15 protein-coding genes and 2 other annotated features are annotated in these 16,030 nt (G+C 45.6%); of the genes, 3 read left to right on the top strand and 12 right to left on the bottom strand.

Annotated features, from left to right (window positions below; all coding sequences use genetic code 11):
• Positions 1-318: 318 nt before the first annotated feature.
• The gene (locus AAEM60_RS03155) at positions 319-1,953 is read left to right on the top strand and encodes a PTS transporter subunit IIBC (RefSeq protein ID WP_341357369.1); all 1,635 of its coding nucleotides are present in this window, start codon (positions 319-321) and stop codon (positions 1,951-1,953) included.
• A 3-nt stretch (positions 1,954-1,956) separates the two neighbouring features.
• On the top strand, positions 1,957-2,760 hold the full coding sequence (locus AAEM60_RS03150; RefSeq protein WP_299741664.1) for an endonuclease/exonuclease/phosphatase family protein: 804 nt from the start codon (positions 1,957-1,959) through the stop codon (positions 2,758-2,760).
• Positions 2,761-3,039: 279 nt separating this feature from the next.
• On the opposite strand, the gene AAEM60_RS03145 is transcribed toward AAEM60_RS03150, so the two are convergent.
• The 3 genes from AAEM60_RS03145 to AAEM60_RS03135 form a co-directional block, all read right to left on the bottom strand.
• Complete coding sequence (locus tag AAEM60_RS03145) at positions 3,040-3,237, bottom strand: hypothetical protein (RefSeq protein ID WP_341357368.1); 198 nt, start codon at positions 3,235-3,237, stop codon at positions 3,040-3,042.
• Positions 3,238-3,245: 8 nt separating this feature from the next.
• Positions 3,246-5,999 carry a carbohydrate binding domain-containing protein gene (locus AAEM60_RS03140; RefSeq protein ID WP_341357367.1) on the bottom strand — a complete coding sequence of 918 codons (2,754 nt, stop codon included), beginning with the start codon at positions 5,997-5,999 and terminating at the stop codon, positions 3,246-3,248.
• A 155-nt stretch (positions 6,000-6,154) separates the two neighbouring features.
• Entirely contained in the window at positions 6,155-7,177 is a 1,023-nt protein-coding gene (locus AAEM60_RS03135) for a LacI family DNA-binding transcriptional regulator (RefSeq protein ID WP_299741661.1), read from the bottom strand.
• Between the two features lie 187 nt (positions 7,178-7,364).
• Here AAEM60_RS03135 and AAEM60_RS03130 point away from each other — a divergent pair, with 187 nt between their 5' ends.
• Positions 7,365-9,044, top strand: a complete 1,680-nt coding sequence (locus tag AAEM60_RS03130) for a hypothetical protein (RefSeq protein ID WP_341357366.1) — start codon at positions 7,365-7,367, stop codon at positions 9,042-9,044.
• Between the two features lie 39 nt (positions 9,045-9,083).
• Here AAEM60_RS03130 and AAEM60_RS03125 read toward each other — a convergent pair whose 3' ends face one another.
• The 9 genes from AAEM60_RS03125 to AAEM60_RS03085 form a co-directional block, all read right to left on the bottom strand.
• A complete protein-coding gene (locus AAEM60_RS03125; protein ID WP_299741657.1) occupies positions 9,084-9,644 on the bottom strand; it encodes a GNAT family protein in 561 nt (186 codons plus the stop codon).
• A gap of 28 nt (positions 9,645-9,672) precedes the next feature.
• Positions 9,673-9,822: a hypothetical protein gene (locus tag AAEM60_RS03120; protein WP_299741656.1), complete on the bottom strand. Its 150-nt coding sequence runs from the start codon at positions 9,820-9,822 to the stop codon at positions 9,673-9,675.
• Between the two features lie 105 nt (positions 9,823-9,927).
• On the bottom strand, positions 9,928-10,101 hold the full coding sequence (locus AAEM60_RS03115; RefSeq protein WP_299741654.1) for a hypothetical protein: 174 nt from the start codon (positions 10,099-10,101) through the stop codon (positions 9,928-9,930).
• Between the two features lie 95 nt (positions 10,102-10,196).
• Positions 10,197-11,627, bottom strand: coding sequence for a proline--tRNA ligase (proS, locus tag AAEM60_RS03110; RefSeq protein WP_341357365.1), 1,431 nt, complete (start codon positions 11,625-11,627; stop codon positions 10,197-10,199).
• A gap of 191 nt (positions 11,628-11,818) precedes the next feature.
• Positions 11,819-12,023 (bottom strand) — a binding site (T-box leader).
• Positions 12,024-12,069: 46 nt separating this feature from the next.
• Positions 12,070-12,297 carry a hypothetical protein gene (locus tag AAEM60_RS03105; RefSeq protein WP_341357364.1) on the bottom strand — a complete coding sequence of 76 codons (228 nt, stop codon included), beginning with the start codon at positions 12,295-12,297 and terminating at the stop codon, positions 12,070-12,072.
• A 79-nt stretch (positions 12,298-12,376) separates the two neighbouring features.
• Positions 12,377-13,084 carry a hypothetical protein gene (locus tag AAEM60_RS03100; RefSeq protein WP_341357363.1) on the bottom strand — a complete coding sequence of 236 codons (708 nt, stop codon included), beginning with the start codon at positions 13,082-13,084 and terminating at the stop codon, positions 12,377-12,379.
• 24 nt (positions 13,085-13,108) lie between these two features.
• Positions 13,109-14,332 carry an MFS transporter gene (locus tag AAEM60_RS03095; protein WP_299741649.1) on the bottom strand — a complete coding sequence of 408 codons (1,224 nt, stop codon included), beginning with the start codon at positions 14,330-14,332 and terminating at the stop codon, positions 13,109-13,111.
• 63 nt (positions 14,333-14,395) lie between these two features.
• Positions 14,396-14,648 (bottom strand) — a binding site (T-box leader).
• Positions 14,649-14,699: 51 nt separating this feature from the next.
• Positions 14,700-15,338 carry a hypothetical protein gene (locus AAEM60_RS03090; protein WP_341357362.1) on the bottom strand — a complete coding sequence of 213 codons (639 nt, stop codon included), beginning with the start codon at positions 15,336-15,338 and terminating at the stop codon, positions 14,700-14,702.
• Entirely contained in the window at positions 15,331-15,882 is a 552-nt protein-coding gene (locus tag AAEM60_RS03085) for a sigma-70 family RNA polymerase sigma factor (RefSeq protein ID WP_341357361.1), read from the bottom strand. Before AAEM60_RS03085 ends, AAEM60_RS03090 begins: the two co-directional genes overlap by 8 nt.
• Positions 15,883-16,030: the final 148 nt, after the last annotated feature.

Below are 16,030 nucleotides of genomic sequence, written 5' to 3'. Positions count from 1 at the left end.
TCCCATCTATTCCTCCCACTACTAAACAACCAGAATAGTTATCCACACCCCCTGTAACATACCCTCACCTACCAAGGTCCGTCCCTCAAACTAATAATATTTTACTAAAATAATATTTTGTTGTTGCTTTCTTGAAAGGGATATCATAAAATGTGTTTAGTTAGTGCAAACGGTTGCATCTATTTTCATGATACATGCACTCTAATGATAAAGATGCACCAATCAGCATTTCACTTAATCTGAAATGTAAACGCACACATGTAATCCAATGTAAAATATATAGTCGAATAGATTGATATTAAAGGAGGAAACGGGTTTATGAAGAATTTATTGTCATTTGATTTTTGGCAGAAGTTCGGGAAAGCATTGCTTGTGGTCGTGGCCGTCATGCCAGCTGCAGGGATTATGATTTCCATCGGTAAGTTGATTGCAATGATGGGTGGAGACATCACATTAGTGCAAACGATTGCAAGAGTTATGGAGGATATCGGTTGGGGAATCATCACCAATCTTCACATCTTGTTCGCAGTAGCCATCGGTGGCTCATGGGCGAAAGAACGTGCGGGCGGTGCCTTCGCTGCATTGATCGCCTTTGTCCTGATCAACCGTATTACCGGAGCGATCTTCGGAGTCAATGGAGATATGCTTGGAGACCCCGAAGCAACGGTCTCTTCTCTTTTCGGACAAACGTTAATTGTTTCTGATTATTTCACATCGGTTCTTGGTGCACCCGCTTTAAACATGGGTGTATTCGTCGGAATCATCTCAGGTTTCTTAGGAGCCAACCTTTTCAACAAATATTATAACTATGATAAATTACCAGATGCCCTTTCCTTCTTTAACGGAAAACGTTTCGTGCCATTCGTCGTTATTGTAGGTTCTGTTGTAATCGCTGTCGTAATGTCCATTGTATGGCCATTCATTCAAGGATTACTCAATGACTTCGGTCAATGGATCGCAACATCCCGTAACACAGCGCCAATCATTGCGCCATTCATTTTCGGTGCGTTAGAGCGTCTATTATTACCATTCGGTCTGCATCATATGTTAACGGTTCCAATCAATTACACGGAACTCGGCGGAACGTACAAGATCCTGACTGGTTCAGGAGCAGGTTCGACGGTTGCTGGTCAAGATCCACTATGGCTCGCATGGATCGCTGACTTAAACAACTTCCTGGCTGCAGGAGATACGGAAAGCTACAAACAATTATTAAATGACGTCACACCTGCACGCTTCAAAGTAGGTCAAATGATTTTATCCACAGCTGCTTTAATCGGTATCGCTTATGCCATGTACCGTAATGTGGATAAAGACAAGAAGAAAAAATACAAATCCATGTTCCTATCAGCTGGTTTAGCAGTATTCTTAACAGGTGTTACAGAGCCAATCGAATTCATGTTCATGTTTGCAGCTCCGCTTTTATACGTTGTGTATGCCATCATGACGGGACTTGCTTTCGCGATTGTGGATATCGTCAACATCCGTGTTCACTCATTTGGATCCATCGAGCTATTGACTCGTGTTCCGATGATCCTCAAAGCCGGCCTATGGGTCGACCTTGTGAACTTTGTGATTGCGTGTATCGTATTCTTTGGCCTTAACTTCACGGTTGCCAACTTCTTGATCAAAAAGTTCAACTTCCCGACACCGGGTCGTAACGGGAACTACATTGAAGACGAAGCAACTACCGGCGGCGGGACAGTAAGTAAAGATTCCATCGCGCCGAAAGTCGTTGCCATGCTTGGCGGTAAAGACAACATCGTAGACGTGGATGCATGTATGACCCGTCTTCGTGTAACTGTAAAAGACACAAGCCTAGTCGGGACTGAACAGGAATGGAAGAAAAACGGAGCATTGGGGCTCATCCTGAAAGACAAAGGCGTACAAGCCATCTATGGTCCGAAAGCAGACGTCATCAAGTCTGACATTCAAGATCTACTGGGAGCGTAATACATGAAATTACTCACGTTGAATTGTCACTCATGGCAAGAAGACAGCCAACTCGAAAAAATCTCGATCCTGGCACATGACATCGCGGAGAAATCCTACGATGTCATCGCCCTCCAGGAAGTCAGTCAGCTGATCGAAAGTGAGACTGCCCAGGGCTTAGTTAAAAAAGACAATTTTGCCCTTGTCCTTCTTGGGGAACTGGAGAAACTTGGCGTGAAGGATTATTCATTAGTATGGGACTTCGCTCATATCGGGTACGACGTCTATGAAGAAGGCGTCGCCATCTTAACGAAGCACCCGGTCGTTGAAGAACACCGCTTCTTCATCTCAAAAAGCCATGACCAATCCTACTGGAAAACCCGTAAGATCGCAGGGGCCACGATTTCATATGAAGGAAAGCCCCTCACCTTCTACTCCTGCCACCTCGGCTGGTGGACGGACGAAGAAGAACCGTTTAAGTTTCAGGTTGACTCATTGATCGAGCAAGTCACCACTGAATTCCCCTTCTTTTTAATGGGCGACTTCAATAATAATGCATGGGTTCGTGAGGAAGGATATGATTACCTTCTTTCCAAAGGACTCATGGATACATTTGATGAAGCTGTTGAACGTGACAACGGGATAACCGTTGAAGGGAAGATTGCCGGATGGGATGAGAATAAGGTCGATTTAAGGATTGATCTTGTGTTGTCCAGTGAGAAAGTGGACGTTCGGTCGTCCCGGGTCATCTTTAATGATGTCAATAAGCCTGTTGTCTCGGATCACTTCGGGGTTGAAGTGGTTTTGGGTGAAGGGGTAGGCAGCTGATCTTAGATCGGCTGCTTTTTTTGTGATTATAATGAGGTTTGTGTTGTTTTGGGAGGAGTTTGAACGGGAATCATACGAGTTTTGGGTGTCGGAGTCGTTTTTGTCCAGGGGGATTATGGGCGCTTTGAGATTTATCGACCGTTCTACTATTCTCCGTCAAAACTACACGCCCTCCACCCGGCGGAACATTTAGTCCAAAGCATTCACACACCCTCAAGCCTCCCCACACTCAAAACCTAAACAAAAAAGCACAGCGCCCAAAAGACGCTGTACCCAAACTTATTTCAACTCCACATTATCAATCACCACATCATGTGCGCCAAGCACCTCTCCAGTGGCACCAAGTAAAAACTTCAAACTCGTTTCCTCCCTCAAAGGGGTGGTAAACGTATATTCAAAGCGACCCAGATTTTCATTAAGTTCAGCAAATTCCGAAAGGTACCGCGTATATTGACTGTTTTCCAGCGTCACTTCCATCGACCGTGCTACTGAAGAGCTTGCATCGAGGATAGCGTGTATTCTTTCCCGGGCTCTAGCACCAGATTCCCTTGAAAGAGTTGAACGCTCCATGCTTCCTTCCCTTCATTCCCGATGGAGATATGTGCTTCACCATCGACATGCTGAATACTTGCCCCTGCATCAAAATGGATGTAAGACTCCCAGGGATCTAAAGCATTGTCGAATGTCCCGTTTTTAATAGGAAACGGATCAATGGGTCCCACTTTTTTCAATAGTTTCATATTATCCAGCTTCACTTTATGAGTGCTGCCCCCAAGGTGGATGACCAGCTGCGCTTCCAAATCCGTTACATCCCGCATCTTGAAAGCCATGCCATGACTCTCCCAATCACCATTCAGAGGAATCGTTTCCGCTGCATAGGAAACCTCTCCATCCTTGCTTCTCATCTCAATCTGAATATCACGGGCACTTTCAGCCATCCCGTCCAGTGTCAGTTCATATTCACTTCCAGCTTGAAGCTGAACACCTTTTTGCACTAATTGTACTTTGTCCGTTTCATTTAAAGGCTTGGCAGAAAATACCCGCTCATCGGGATCCACCCCGATGAACTCAGCATTCTCGGAATCTACCAAATTCCAATAAAGCAAACGGTCAGGGAATCCCTGGTCGAACGTCCCATTATAGACAAGGTTCCCGTCAGGAAGCGCAGACTTGGAAGCATCCGGATCCACTTTCACAGGAGGGATTTCCTCGACCCGGACATTTCCGATCCAGACAGGCAGGGTGGACAAGCCTAAATTAAACTCCAGTCGGGCTGCAAGATCGGTTTCCTCCGTCATTTGGAACACCGTTTCATAGGTTTGCACCTGATCTGTTAACTCAAACGACTCACTTCGTGAATACGTGGCATATCCCCTCTCTGGACCCCCGCTGACTTTTACATTAATCGGACGCGCCTCACTGGACTTCGCATCAAAAGACACACGATAATAACGTCCTTTTCCAATAGAGGCATCTTGTATCAGCTGGACAGAATAAGGTTGATTACCGGGCTCCTGTATATCGACTTTTGCGTAGTTCACGCTATCCAACTGATCAAGGGACACATTCGCTTTCCCTCCAAAATCAGGGACGGTCAAGAAATACCAGTAATCCGTATTCTCCACCCCTTCAATCCCTTCAACGTCATCCCAGTCCTGATCAAATCCATTATTGTAAATGAGATTTCCGTCTTCGAGGGGTTGTTTCGCTTCTTCCGGTAATGGTTGCTGTTCGAATACAGGCAACTCCGGCGTTTTATACGGTCTTCCCGTCAGATCATAAACCCGCACATAGTCAACGTCCATGGATTGAGGGAACATGGTATCCTCTGTTGGATCCCCGTCAAAATTCCCGCCGATCGCCACATTCAATAACATGTGAAAAGGCTGATCAAATGGTGCAGGATACGTGAAGTTGGCCGCATTGCCTGTCCCTTTGCTATACCAATTGTTTTGGGTTTGGCGGAGCTTTCCATCCACATACCAACGAATTTCCCCCGGCTCCCATTCAACTGAGTATACATGCTCGTCGGCAATGGTCGATCCATCTTCAAAGGCATAGTGAGCGCCGGTGTATTTATTGTTCGGCCAGGTTTCACCGTAATGAATCGTCCCGATCGCTTCTTGTGGATTACTTCCCTGGGCTTCTAATATATCGATTTCACCGGAGGCTGCCCATCCTCCATACTTATCATCTTCCGGGAGCATCCAGAACGCCGGCCAGTAGCCTTTCCCGACTGGAAGCGACGCCTTCATTTCGAATTTCCCATACGTTTTTGAAAAAAGCCCCTTCGTTTTCAGGCGTGCGGACGTATAAGAGTGGCCTTCATACTCTTCTTCTTTAGCCGTGATGACGAGCTTTCCATCTTCTGCCTTAGCGTTATCAGGGCGGTCTGTGTAATATTGTTTTTCATTATTCCCCCACCCGGGTATAAAGGTACCATTGGCATCGGTAAACCCGTTGCCGATATCGAACGTCCATTTCGAACGGTCAATTTCGGCCTGATTGAATTCGTCATTCCATACGAGGGACCATGGTGAAGCAAAAGAAGATGCATCACTTGTTTCTTCTCCCTTATATATAACGGTGCCGTTCAAAGTTGCTTTCTCCACGTTACCGTCTCCATCGATAATCGACCCTTTACCGGATGCTGATACAGTAAGTTCCTTTACTAACGCATCCTTAGCAAGGTTGACGTTTGAAAGCGCGTTCATTTCAAACCGATCTGCAACGCCGTCAAGCTCTACTTCAGCCTTTCCTTTTTTACCAGTGGTTGTAATCGTTTCGAACTCGCCTTTCAAATCAGCTTTCTTCGTTTTGACCGTGGATGCCGATACGGTTACGTTTTGGAATCCAACGGACGAAAGTTCTCTTTCTTCAAGCTCGGCATTTCCATCCAACAGGGTTTCTTCGACTATTGATTCCCCAGAGACGGTGATCTTTGTAGGGTGACCAGGTCCTTGAACCGATAGATTGTGTAACTCCGAATCGGACAGCTGAAGGGTATCAGGCGCTTCCCCTTTGATAAGGGTCTTCCCGTGAACCGTCACGTTTTCAAGGGTGATGTCTTTTCCGGCATCAGGTGTGATCACCAGGTCGCCTTCAATCGTTTTATCTATTAATGTCGAATCCTTGAGGTGAAAAGGCTTTTCTTTCTGCGTTGCTTTTCCTATGTTTCCTGGTGTAAGACTCATGATGAGACATGCAGCGGTAAAAGAGGTGACAGCTTTTTTAATCATTGGAACGCCTCCTGTTTTGATTGATGTCTCACGTGGGACATTTGTATATAACTATAAAAGCATCACCACTCTTTGACAACATTTTTTTACAATAACAATTCCATTTTTAACGAAAAAAAATGCCTACTCCCTTGGGAATACAGCATTTTCTCTTCTTAATCTTTTTGACGACAGGAAGCTCGTTTGACGAGTGCAGCTTGAAATGGACTCATCTTTTCATAGGGAATCTCCTCGATTCTATGAATCAGCTGCTCCACCAGAGCCACCGCCATCTCAACTCTAGGTACATGCATGGTCGTTAATGCGGGAGACGTATATTCCGTAAGCAATAGATTATCAAAGCCAATGAGAGACACATCGTCAGGGACATTTTTGCCGGCTTTTTTTAACGCCTTGAGGGCACCGAATGCAATATGATCATTCGAACAAACGATAGCTGAAGGAAGAGTCCCCCGCCCGATCCAATGATTGACGGCATCCCGTCCTGACTCCTCGATGAACTTACCTTTATATATGTAATCCGTTTGCACGGGAAGCCCTGCTGTTTGCATCGCTATTTGATAGCCTCTCAATCGCGCCATTGCTGCAGGATTATCTTCATCACCCGTAATGATCCCGATCGCCTCATGACCAAGCTCAATGAAATGATTGGTCGCCCCCAGTGCACTCACCTCGTTTTGTAATACGGGCATCGGGATCTCAGGTGTCCACCTTGACACGTTGTTTTGATCAAAGACCCCCACCAAGAAGCCCGCTGCGGAAATTTGATCCACGATTGATTGGACGTTGCTCCAACTGATGATGATCCCCGCATCGATGCTCTTTTCACGGTAAAGTTTTAAAACCGGGGAGGAATCATTCAGATCCGTCATAGTCACCAGCATATTATAGCCCCGCTCTGAACAGGCATTGATCATGGCCCCGATCACCACACTGTAAAATAGGTCATCCGAATATATACGATGCTTCGAAGGATCTTGAATGATAAAAAGGCCGATCGTGTGCGTCTTTTTTTTCACCAGCCTTCTCGCTGACACATTGGGCTGATAGTGATTCTCCTCCATAATCTGCAGAATGCGTTCCCGGGTCTCCGCTCGTACCTGATCCGAATTGTTCAATACACGCTGTACCGTCTTCCGAGACACCCCCGCAATCCTCGCAATATCAAATATATCCATAGACTCCTCCTGAATGGTTGCTTTCTTTTATTATACCGAATGATGCTTAGGTTGGATATATAGCCATGATCGGACGATCGATCCACCCAATCGAACACTCAGTCAACGCTCCTAAAAACAATTGAAACCTCCCCACCCCCTCATCCGTATATACACTATAAACAGAAGCACTTGAAAGGGGAACACTATGGGAAATATATTACTATTTTCAGTCATTGTCGGATTGGTCATGGCCTTACTCGTCGTACCGATGGCAATCATGAAAAAGCAGAATAAAAAAGAGGGGTATCCGTCATTTGCAGCACTGTCCGGAGCCACTCTCCTGATCACGACGATCATTGTATTCGTCTTCTATTACATGACGAATCTTGATCAGAACTTTACGAGCATGTGGATCTTGCTCATCGTAGCTGCAGGATTCGGCGCCACACTTGCAACCGGGACCGAACGAATGGTGAAGGGCGCATTGTTCCTTGGAAGTCTCCTCATCGGGGCTTACTTCCTGACTGCCTTTGTCTTCAACGCCGATCAGAAATTTGAATCAGCGAAAATGGAGGTAAAAACGGAAATCGAAGCGTTCGATGAGAAGGAAACGCCGGCAAGCGTCCCTCCACAATTCGCCCGTAACAAAATGAAGAAAGCATTCGGTCAGGTTCCGAATACGAGTTACTATGAGCTTGGACGACTGCAGATTCAAAAGGTCAATGGCGAGTACGTCTACATTGCACCGGTTGAATTCTCCGGATTCTTTAAATGGTTCAAGGGGGATGAAACACCTGGTTACTTCACGCTAAGTGCCACCGATTCATCAGCAAACCCTAAATTCATTAAAGAGGAAATGGTCTACACACCATCTGCCTTCTTTAATAAAAAGATCGAGCGACACATCCGCTTGAACTATCCGAAGCAGATCTTCAATGGTGATGTTCAGCTTGAGGTCGATGACGAAGGAAAGCCATTCTATATTCGAACGTACGGTGAGTTCATTTCTGCACGAAATGGATTTGAAGCGAAAGGAATCGTCATGGTAGATCCAAAATCCGGTGATACCAAGTCATACAAAATCGATGACGTACCGGATTTCATTGACGGCGCGATTTCACCGGAAACCGTCAGCCTCCAAAACAGTTATTTCGGTAACTACGTTCAAGGATTCTGGAACAGCCGCTTCGGTAAATCAGACGTCAAGCTTCCTTCAGATGAAGGGACCGAAGCCAATGTGAGCCCTATTTTTGACGAAAATGGTGACATGTACTACTTCACCGATTTCACCTCGCCAAAAGAAGGTGTCGATTCCATGCTCGGTTACTCCCTGACGAACTCAAGAACGGGAGAAGCGACATTCTACACAGGAAATCTTGAAGAATCCTACATGGATTCACAAGGAGCCCTACAGATCATCCAGAAGAAATTCATCGAGAAAAAATGGGACGGCGAAATGCCGGTGCTCTATAACTTCTACGGAGAAGCAAGCTGGCTGACCCCGGTGCTCGATGCGAATGGTTTCTTACAAAACTACTTCATCGTCTCGGCAGCCAACCCGGAAATATCAGCCTATGCGGGCACACCAAACCAGGCATTGAAGCAATACAAAACCGCCCTTCAACGAGGAGGCGGGAGCGTTGACGGCAGCTCAAAAGCCGAGGAGAAACAGACAAATGGTACAGTCGTCCGGGTCTATAAAGAAAAGACAGGCGACTCCACAGTCGTATCATTCTTACTCGACAACGGCAACAACTATATCGTCTCCTCCGAAAACAGCTTACTTGCGATCTACCTGAAGGAAAATGACAAGGTGAACGTGAAGTACATGGATACAGGGGAAGAATTCCTGCCAGTGAAAGAACTGACCATCGAAGGATTATAATAAAAAAACGATGAGGGCTCATGAGCTCTCATCGTTTTTTTATGATTCACCGGCATTCACATAATACACCAGATTATCCGTCCACTTCCCAAACTCATAAATGAATCCTTTCCGCGTGCACTCATACTGCATGCCGACACCTTCTGCAAGGCTGATCGATGGCGCGTTATCGAGATTGATATGGGCCTCGATCCTGTGGTAATTCAATTTGACAAAAGCCAGCTGAAGGGCTGCCTTCACAGCTTCTTTCCCGTAGCCCCGGTTCCAGTAACGATTATGTACCGTGTAACCGACCCTTCCCCAGTTAAAGTTGTACCGCATCAGAGTGGAGAAGTCGATGGTCCCAATATTCGCGCCACCTTCTTTCAGAAAGATCCCCAGAATATAGACCTGGTCCCGATCGATCATTTCATCATGCTTCAGAAGCATCTCCCTGAACCAGAACTCCGTGCACTCACTCATGTCCTGATAGCCAACATCATATTTATGCTGGGATGGGAGCCTGTTCAGGTGTTCCCTTAACCAGTTTTTGTAATCCCGGTTTACAAAGGGTCTGATGACCAATCGGGGTGTTTCGATGATTAAGTCCTTATATTTCATCTTTGCCCCTCCCTTTCGTTTATATAAGTCATTTTTCTTCTAATTTTGATTGTATCTTCTTTAGCCATTCGATCTGCTCACGCTGGCTTTCTACCAGTCTGCTTGTTTGCTTCTCAATGGTGACTGTTATAGACCATAGCGATAGCACTAGGACCAAAATGATGACAAAAGCCCCCACTTCCCTCACCCCTCATACGTTTAATAGTATCAACCGGCCATTTAGATTGGTAGTTTTTTTTCATAAAAACGGAAGGCGTTCCTCTGAGGAGAAACGCCTTAGTCATTACTTATCATTATTCCATTCTTCCTCTAATTCCCTCTCGATTTGCTCATCGGATAAGTATTCTTCATCCATTTGCTGCACATGCTCGGTGATCCGGTTGAGCTTGGTATGCACGACCCAAAGGCTGATTACCACGAATACCATAAACAAAACGATGATGAGTTCAAAATCCATATAATCGACGCCTCCTTTACCTATGTTTATTAATCAAACACGATAAAAAGACGACTTTTGTAAGAAAAAGGACGGAAGAACCAGTCTTTTGTCTCTTAGTACGCTTTTGCCCAATATACTAGGTGTTTCGCACCTTTTTCACAGCACACACACGTATCGGACACCTGCACCTGCTCAAATGGCATACATCGTGATGTAGCACTCGTTTCTTCTTTGATCTTGTCTTCGCAGGCGCGGTCTCCACACCACATGGCTTTGACGAATCCACCTTTCTCGTTCACCGTCGTTTTGAATTCTTCAAAGGTTTTCGCTACCGTGGTTTTTTCTTCACGGTGAGCTCTCGCTTTTTCTAAAAGATTGTGTTGAATGTCCTCTAGAAGTTCTGTGACTTTCCCCTCCAGCTCTTCCATGGCAACCGTGATCTTCTCACCCGTATCTCGTCTTGCTAAAATCACCTGCCCGTTCTCGATGTCCCGTGGACCGACCTCCAGGCGAAGTGGGATTCCCTTCATTTCATATTCATTAAACTTCCAGCCCGGCTTCTTATCACTCGCATCGATGTCAACGCGGGCGATGGAAGCAAGCTGACCTTTTAGATTATAGGCAAAATCAAGGACGCCTTCCTTGTGCTGGGCAATCGGCACGATCATCAGCTGAGTCGGTGCGATTCGTGGAGGAACCACCAGCCCCCGGTCATCCCCGTGAACCATGATCATCGCACCGATGATGCGGGTCGTGAATCCCCAGGACGTTTGCTGCACATGCTGAAGCTTTCCATCACGGTCCGTGAATTGAATGCCGAATGCTTTCGCAAATCCATCACCTAAATGGTGGGACGTTCCTGATTGCAAAGCCTTCCCGTCATGCATCAGGCTCTCGATCGTATACGTATACTTCGCACCGGCAAACTTTTCTTTTTCCGTTTTCTGCCCCTTGATGACCGGGATCGCCAGCAGCTCTTCACAAAGCTCCGCATACACCTCAAGCATTTTCACCGTTTCATCATGTGCCTCCTGGTCCGTTTCATGACACGTATGTCCCTCCTGCCAGAGGAATTCCAATGTTCTCAGGAAAGGACGGGTCGTCTTTTCCCAGCGGACCACATTGGCCCACTGGTTATAAAGCTTAGGCAGATCACGGTAGGAATGGATAATGTTTTTATAGTGCTCTCCGAACAATACCTCGGAAGTCGGACGGACACATAGTCGTTCCGCCAGCTCCTCTTCCCCTCCATGGGTCACCCATGCCACTTCAGGCGCGAAGCCTTCGATATGATCCTTCTCCCGTTGCAGGAGGCTTTCAGGTATGAAAAGTGGCATATACACATTTTCATGCCCTGTTTCTTTTATTTTCGCATCAAGGGCATCTTTGATATTTTCCCACAGGGCGTACCCGTAAGGTCTGATGATCATCGACCCGCGGACGCTTGAGTAATCGATCAGCTCCGCCTTCGTCACGACATCCGTATACCATTGGGCAAAATCCTCATTCATGCCCGTAACATCTTTTACAAATTCTTTTGCCATTTGAAAGCACCTCTTATTTTTAATTGGATTGGTTTAGTTATCAGCGAAATTTTCATTTTATCAGCGAAATACCGGATTTATCAGCGAAATTTTCGTTTTATCAGCGAAATTTTCGTTTTATCAGCGAAATACCGGATTTATCAGCGAATCGCCTGATCGACACCCATAAAACAAAAAAAGCCCTGCTTCTCATCAGGGACCATTTCTGGCGGTACCACCCTGATTCAAAGCAAAGCTTTACACTCATTCCATGATAACGGTTTCGGACCGCTGATATCTTCATTCGATACAGAACTTAGAGGCAGGTTCAAAGGTTCATCTATAGGAGCTTTTCACCAAAACGCTCCCTCTCTATAAAGACAAGATCCCTTTACTGATCCTCGGCAATGTTTCACATATTTTAGATGATTATATATAGATTTGATGGGGGTGTCAATATTTGTTACAAAGAATAAATTCTCTCCATCTCCCGACTAAAGAAATCATTCCCATTCCTCTCATCAAAATCTCCGGCGATCTCTTTCGCAATTTCACTCATCACATCAATGGCAAATCCCGGACGATGACCGGCTTCCACAAGCTTACGGTGAAGGACAATCGCACTCATATAAAAGTAAAACAACCCGTAAGGATCCTTCCCGCTATCCGCATACTCGATGTGACGCTCCAATACTTTAATTCCCCTGACAGGTTCCGTTAAAGCAAGAAACCGGATATGTTCGGAAGCTTCGACTAAAAAGTGTGGCTTATCATAGATGAAAAAGTATCCTTCTGACTGATAGCGCGAGGCTTCCTCCACCAAGATAAGGCAAGAGCAGCTTACTATAGGTCAAGTGGGGAATTTCACCACATGTCACTTCTTTTGATAATAAAAGCATTTCAATGGGGCGGGCTTTTTCCTTTTCCCCGGTAAAATAAAAATACTCAAGCTGTGTCTGATATTCACAGGCTTCACAGTCTGAAAGCGAGTCTCTTTCCGCTGTCATCCACTTTTGATAATACTCTTCCGCTTCCTCTACATTCCCTGTTTTCAACGCACGTTTATGCTGATGCTGGTAAAAGGGGCCTAGACTGTAGCCATAACGGTCATACGCTTCTTGAAAGTCACTGAAAAAGGCATCTAACAGTTCCGTGTCAATGCCGGGCATCTTCACCAGATGCTCCGCCATCCATTTATAGATCCAAAAGAGGCTTTCCACCCAATCCTGCAGGCTCTCTTCATTATCTAAAAAGAAGCCGTTGCACCACTCGAAATGATCGAATAATTCCTCATACTCCCCAAGATAGTTGACGGTCCTCATGATCCCGAACCGGCAGCAAAACTCCTTATAGAGGTCCTTTTCTTTCTGAGCAATGGACAACAGATCCTCTAAATCGTTCCATTTCTCATAACTTGCTTCTTCCTGGCCCATCAACTCTTCCCACCGGTCCCAGTATTGATCAGCCGTCATCTTCATCCACTGACCCCCTTTGTGCCTTTTTTATTTATTATAACATTCAGAATTACGTCTTAACTGTTTTTCCCAATAATTCCTGGTAGAGCTAATATACAAAATCACTGTAACCCCAAGCATGATCATCGAACCCGCAATCACAACAAATCGAATCGACACCAACTCGGCTCCCACTCCAATAAGCACCGTGGAAAGGATGACCAATACCCCTTCCAGCAATCCATAAATACTGCCTACCCGCCCCATGATCACAGCGGGAATATGTTCTTGATAAAAGGTTTCAAACCCTGTCGTCGCAAAGGCCAGGGCAAATGATAAAACAGCAAACCCAATCGCCGCTAATAAGAAACCTTCTGAGAAAGAATAAATCAGATATCCTCCGGAAACGAGCAGAGAACCAAATCCCATCAGATGCATGTGATGGAGCTTATGGGAAAGGGACGCGTTCAGGATCGACCCCAATACAAATCCACCACCTGCAACGCTTACAAGATATCCATACGTACTGTTCGAAAGCTGCAATACCTCTTTAGAAAATGCGGCCTCAAGGGAATCGATGGCTGCCGTCATCACAAGCAGAATGCTGAACAAGACGTAAAGAACCATCACATAAGTAGCGCGCCGGCTGAACCTCCACACCATCCGCCAATCCTCTTTGATGACTTCCCATTTGGTATCACCTGTATCAACTGGGATTCCATCCTCAAGCTTCGGTAGAAACAGGGTGATCACTCCTGATAAAAAGAGGGCCAATGCATTCATATAAAGGGCAAACGTAGGTGTCCCCATCATGAACATCAGTCCGGCAATTCCAGGTCCAATAAGAAACGCACCCGATCCGATCAGCCCCCTGATAGCATTGAATCGCTGTCTATTACCCCGGGGAATGATGGTCGTGATGTACGCCATGGACGCCGGATAAAACATGGCGCTTCCCATATTGATGATCAACACAACCGCATACACCCACCAATTGGACGAAAGAAAAGGCAATGCCGCAATCAACACCCCTCTGAAAAAATCAAGACCCGCCATCAGATTCCGCTTGTTGACCCGGTCAATCAAGCTTCCCGCCCAGCCATTTGTCAAAATGGCCGCCACAGGCTTCAAGACATATAAAATCACCACTGCCAGAGGTGATCCCCACTCGTCTAAAACAATCAAATTTAGGGAGATTAAATAAATCCACCCTCCTACATTCGAAATCCCGATGCCTGCCAGCAGCAATAAAGGATACTTCCACTTCCTCATTGGTTATTCCTCCCCGCGATATGTCTAGAAAAACAAAAAAAATCCCACCCCCAAGACGTTGATCTTGGGGGCGAGATTCGATATCGCGGTGCCACCCCAGTTCGTTAATATGTCGCCATACTAACCTTTTCGGGTACGGCCAACAGGCTTATACCCTAGCCCGATAACGGGAGCTCCCGTCACACCATCCCCATTGCCCGGTTCCGATGCGCTGCTCAGAGTCTTGATTCAATACCGTCCCTCTTGCTCCTTTTCAGCTGCCGGAGCTCTCTGTTAAAGATTTCAGGATATCTACTCTTCTCTTCATGGCATTTAATTGAAATTTTTATTATGATAGCATGATTGGGAGAGGAAGTAAATGGAATATTTACACCTTCAATCTTTCCTTTAACATTTCTTCGTACCCAGGTTTTTGTTTGATGATGGTGATGATGAGTTGGCGTAACTCGTCGAATTCCCTTCTGTCAGCCGTCGTCGCACACTCTGAATGATAGTATTCATATTCATCTTCATTCACTCTTATCTTCATCATGTAATCCTCAAGAGATAGAATGGTGCAATCTTTCCGGTAAGACAACTGTTTGTTCCCTTTCAGATTCAGGCTCTCTATCTTTGTGTAAACTTCACTCATTTCGTCTTTAGAGAAGGTTAGAGCTTTTTCCTCACCATCTTGATTTGTAATCGTGTCCGTAAACGTACTTATGGTCATCCCTCCATCAAAGCGGATTTCCACATCAAAGTTCGATTTATTCGTGAAGAAACCACTCAGCTTCTCGCTACCAAGGATTCCCCATTGCTCCCCCTTCACTACGGCAAACGCAAATACAACGATGAGAACAATGGTAAAACTGGTCAATGGAGCATACCACCTGCGTCGATACTCTATTTTCTCCTTCCCCTCAGCCACTCTTTTCCGTACATGATCCTTCATTTTGCTGTTAAAATCGAATCCTTGTAATCCTTCTTCCGTCATTTTTCTAACCTGTCGCTGAAGCTCCTTATCCATCCTGATGCACCCCTTTTGGATACATATTTTTTAGTTTCTCTTTCCCTGTTTTCAAACGGGTTTTAGCCGTATTGATGTTGATTTCCAAGCAATCGGCAATTTCCGTGATTTTAAGTTCCTCATAATAAAATAGGAATAGGACTTCCCTGTATTTGATTGGCAAGGACAATAACCTGGTATGCAGCTCCCTGCCCATTTCCTTATGTATCGTGTGGGATTCCGGACATGAACTCCTGCTCTCTTGAATCCATTTACTCAGCTTATTTGTAAAAAGCAACTTCCTCGTTTCCCACTTCTTGAGATGATCCTTACTCTGATTGACGGCAATCCGGATGATCCACGTCTTCAACGAGGAGTCTCCCCGAAACGAATCGTACCTTTGATAAAACCGGACAAACACCTCTTGAGCAATATCTTCAGCAAGACTGTGATCCTTCACATAAGAATAAGCGATATACAACACCTCTTTGCCGTATTCATTCATCACTTCTTCCAGAATATCCTCCTTTGACTCGGTGAATTCGCATTCCTGGACTTCATTCAATCGGAGATCACCTCTTTTCTAGTACTTTGACGACAGCGGAGACGAAAAAGTTTGATTTTTTTTTGTGGAGTTGATTTTCGAAGGGAATTGTGGTGGGACGATGAGGTTGACTTCGGTTTTATCGACCTTTTACTTCGATTTTTCGACC

Origin of the sequence: Rossellomorea sp. y25 (assembly GCF_038049935.1) — a bacterium.
GTDB lineage: Bacteria > Bacillota > Bacilli > Bacillales > Bacillaceae_B > Rossellomorea.
The sequence above is the reverse complement of the archived record's forward strand: the minus strand, read 5'-3'. Positions and strand labels throughout refer to the sequence as shown.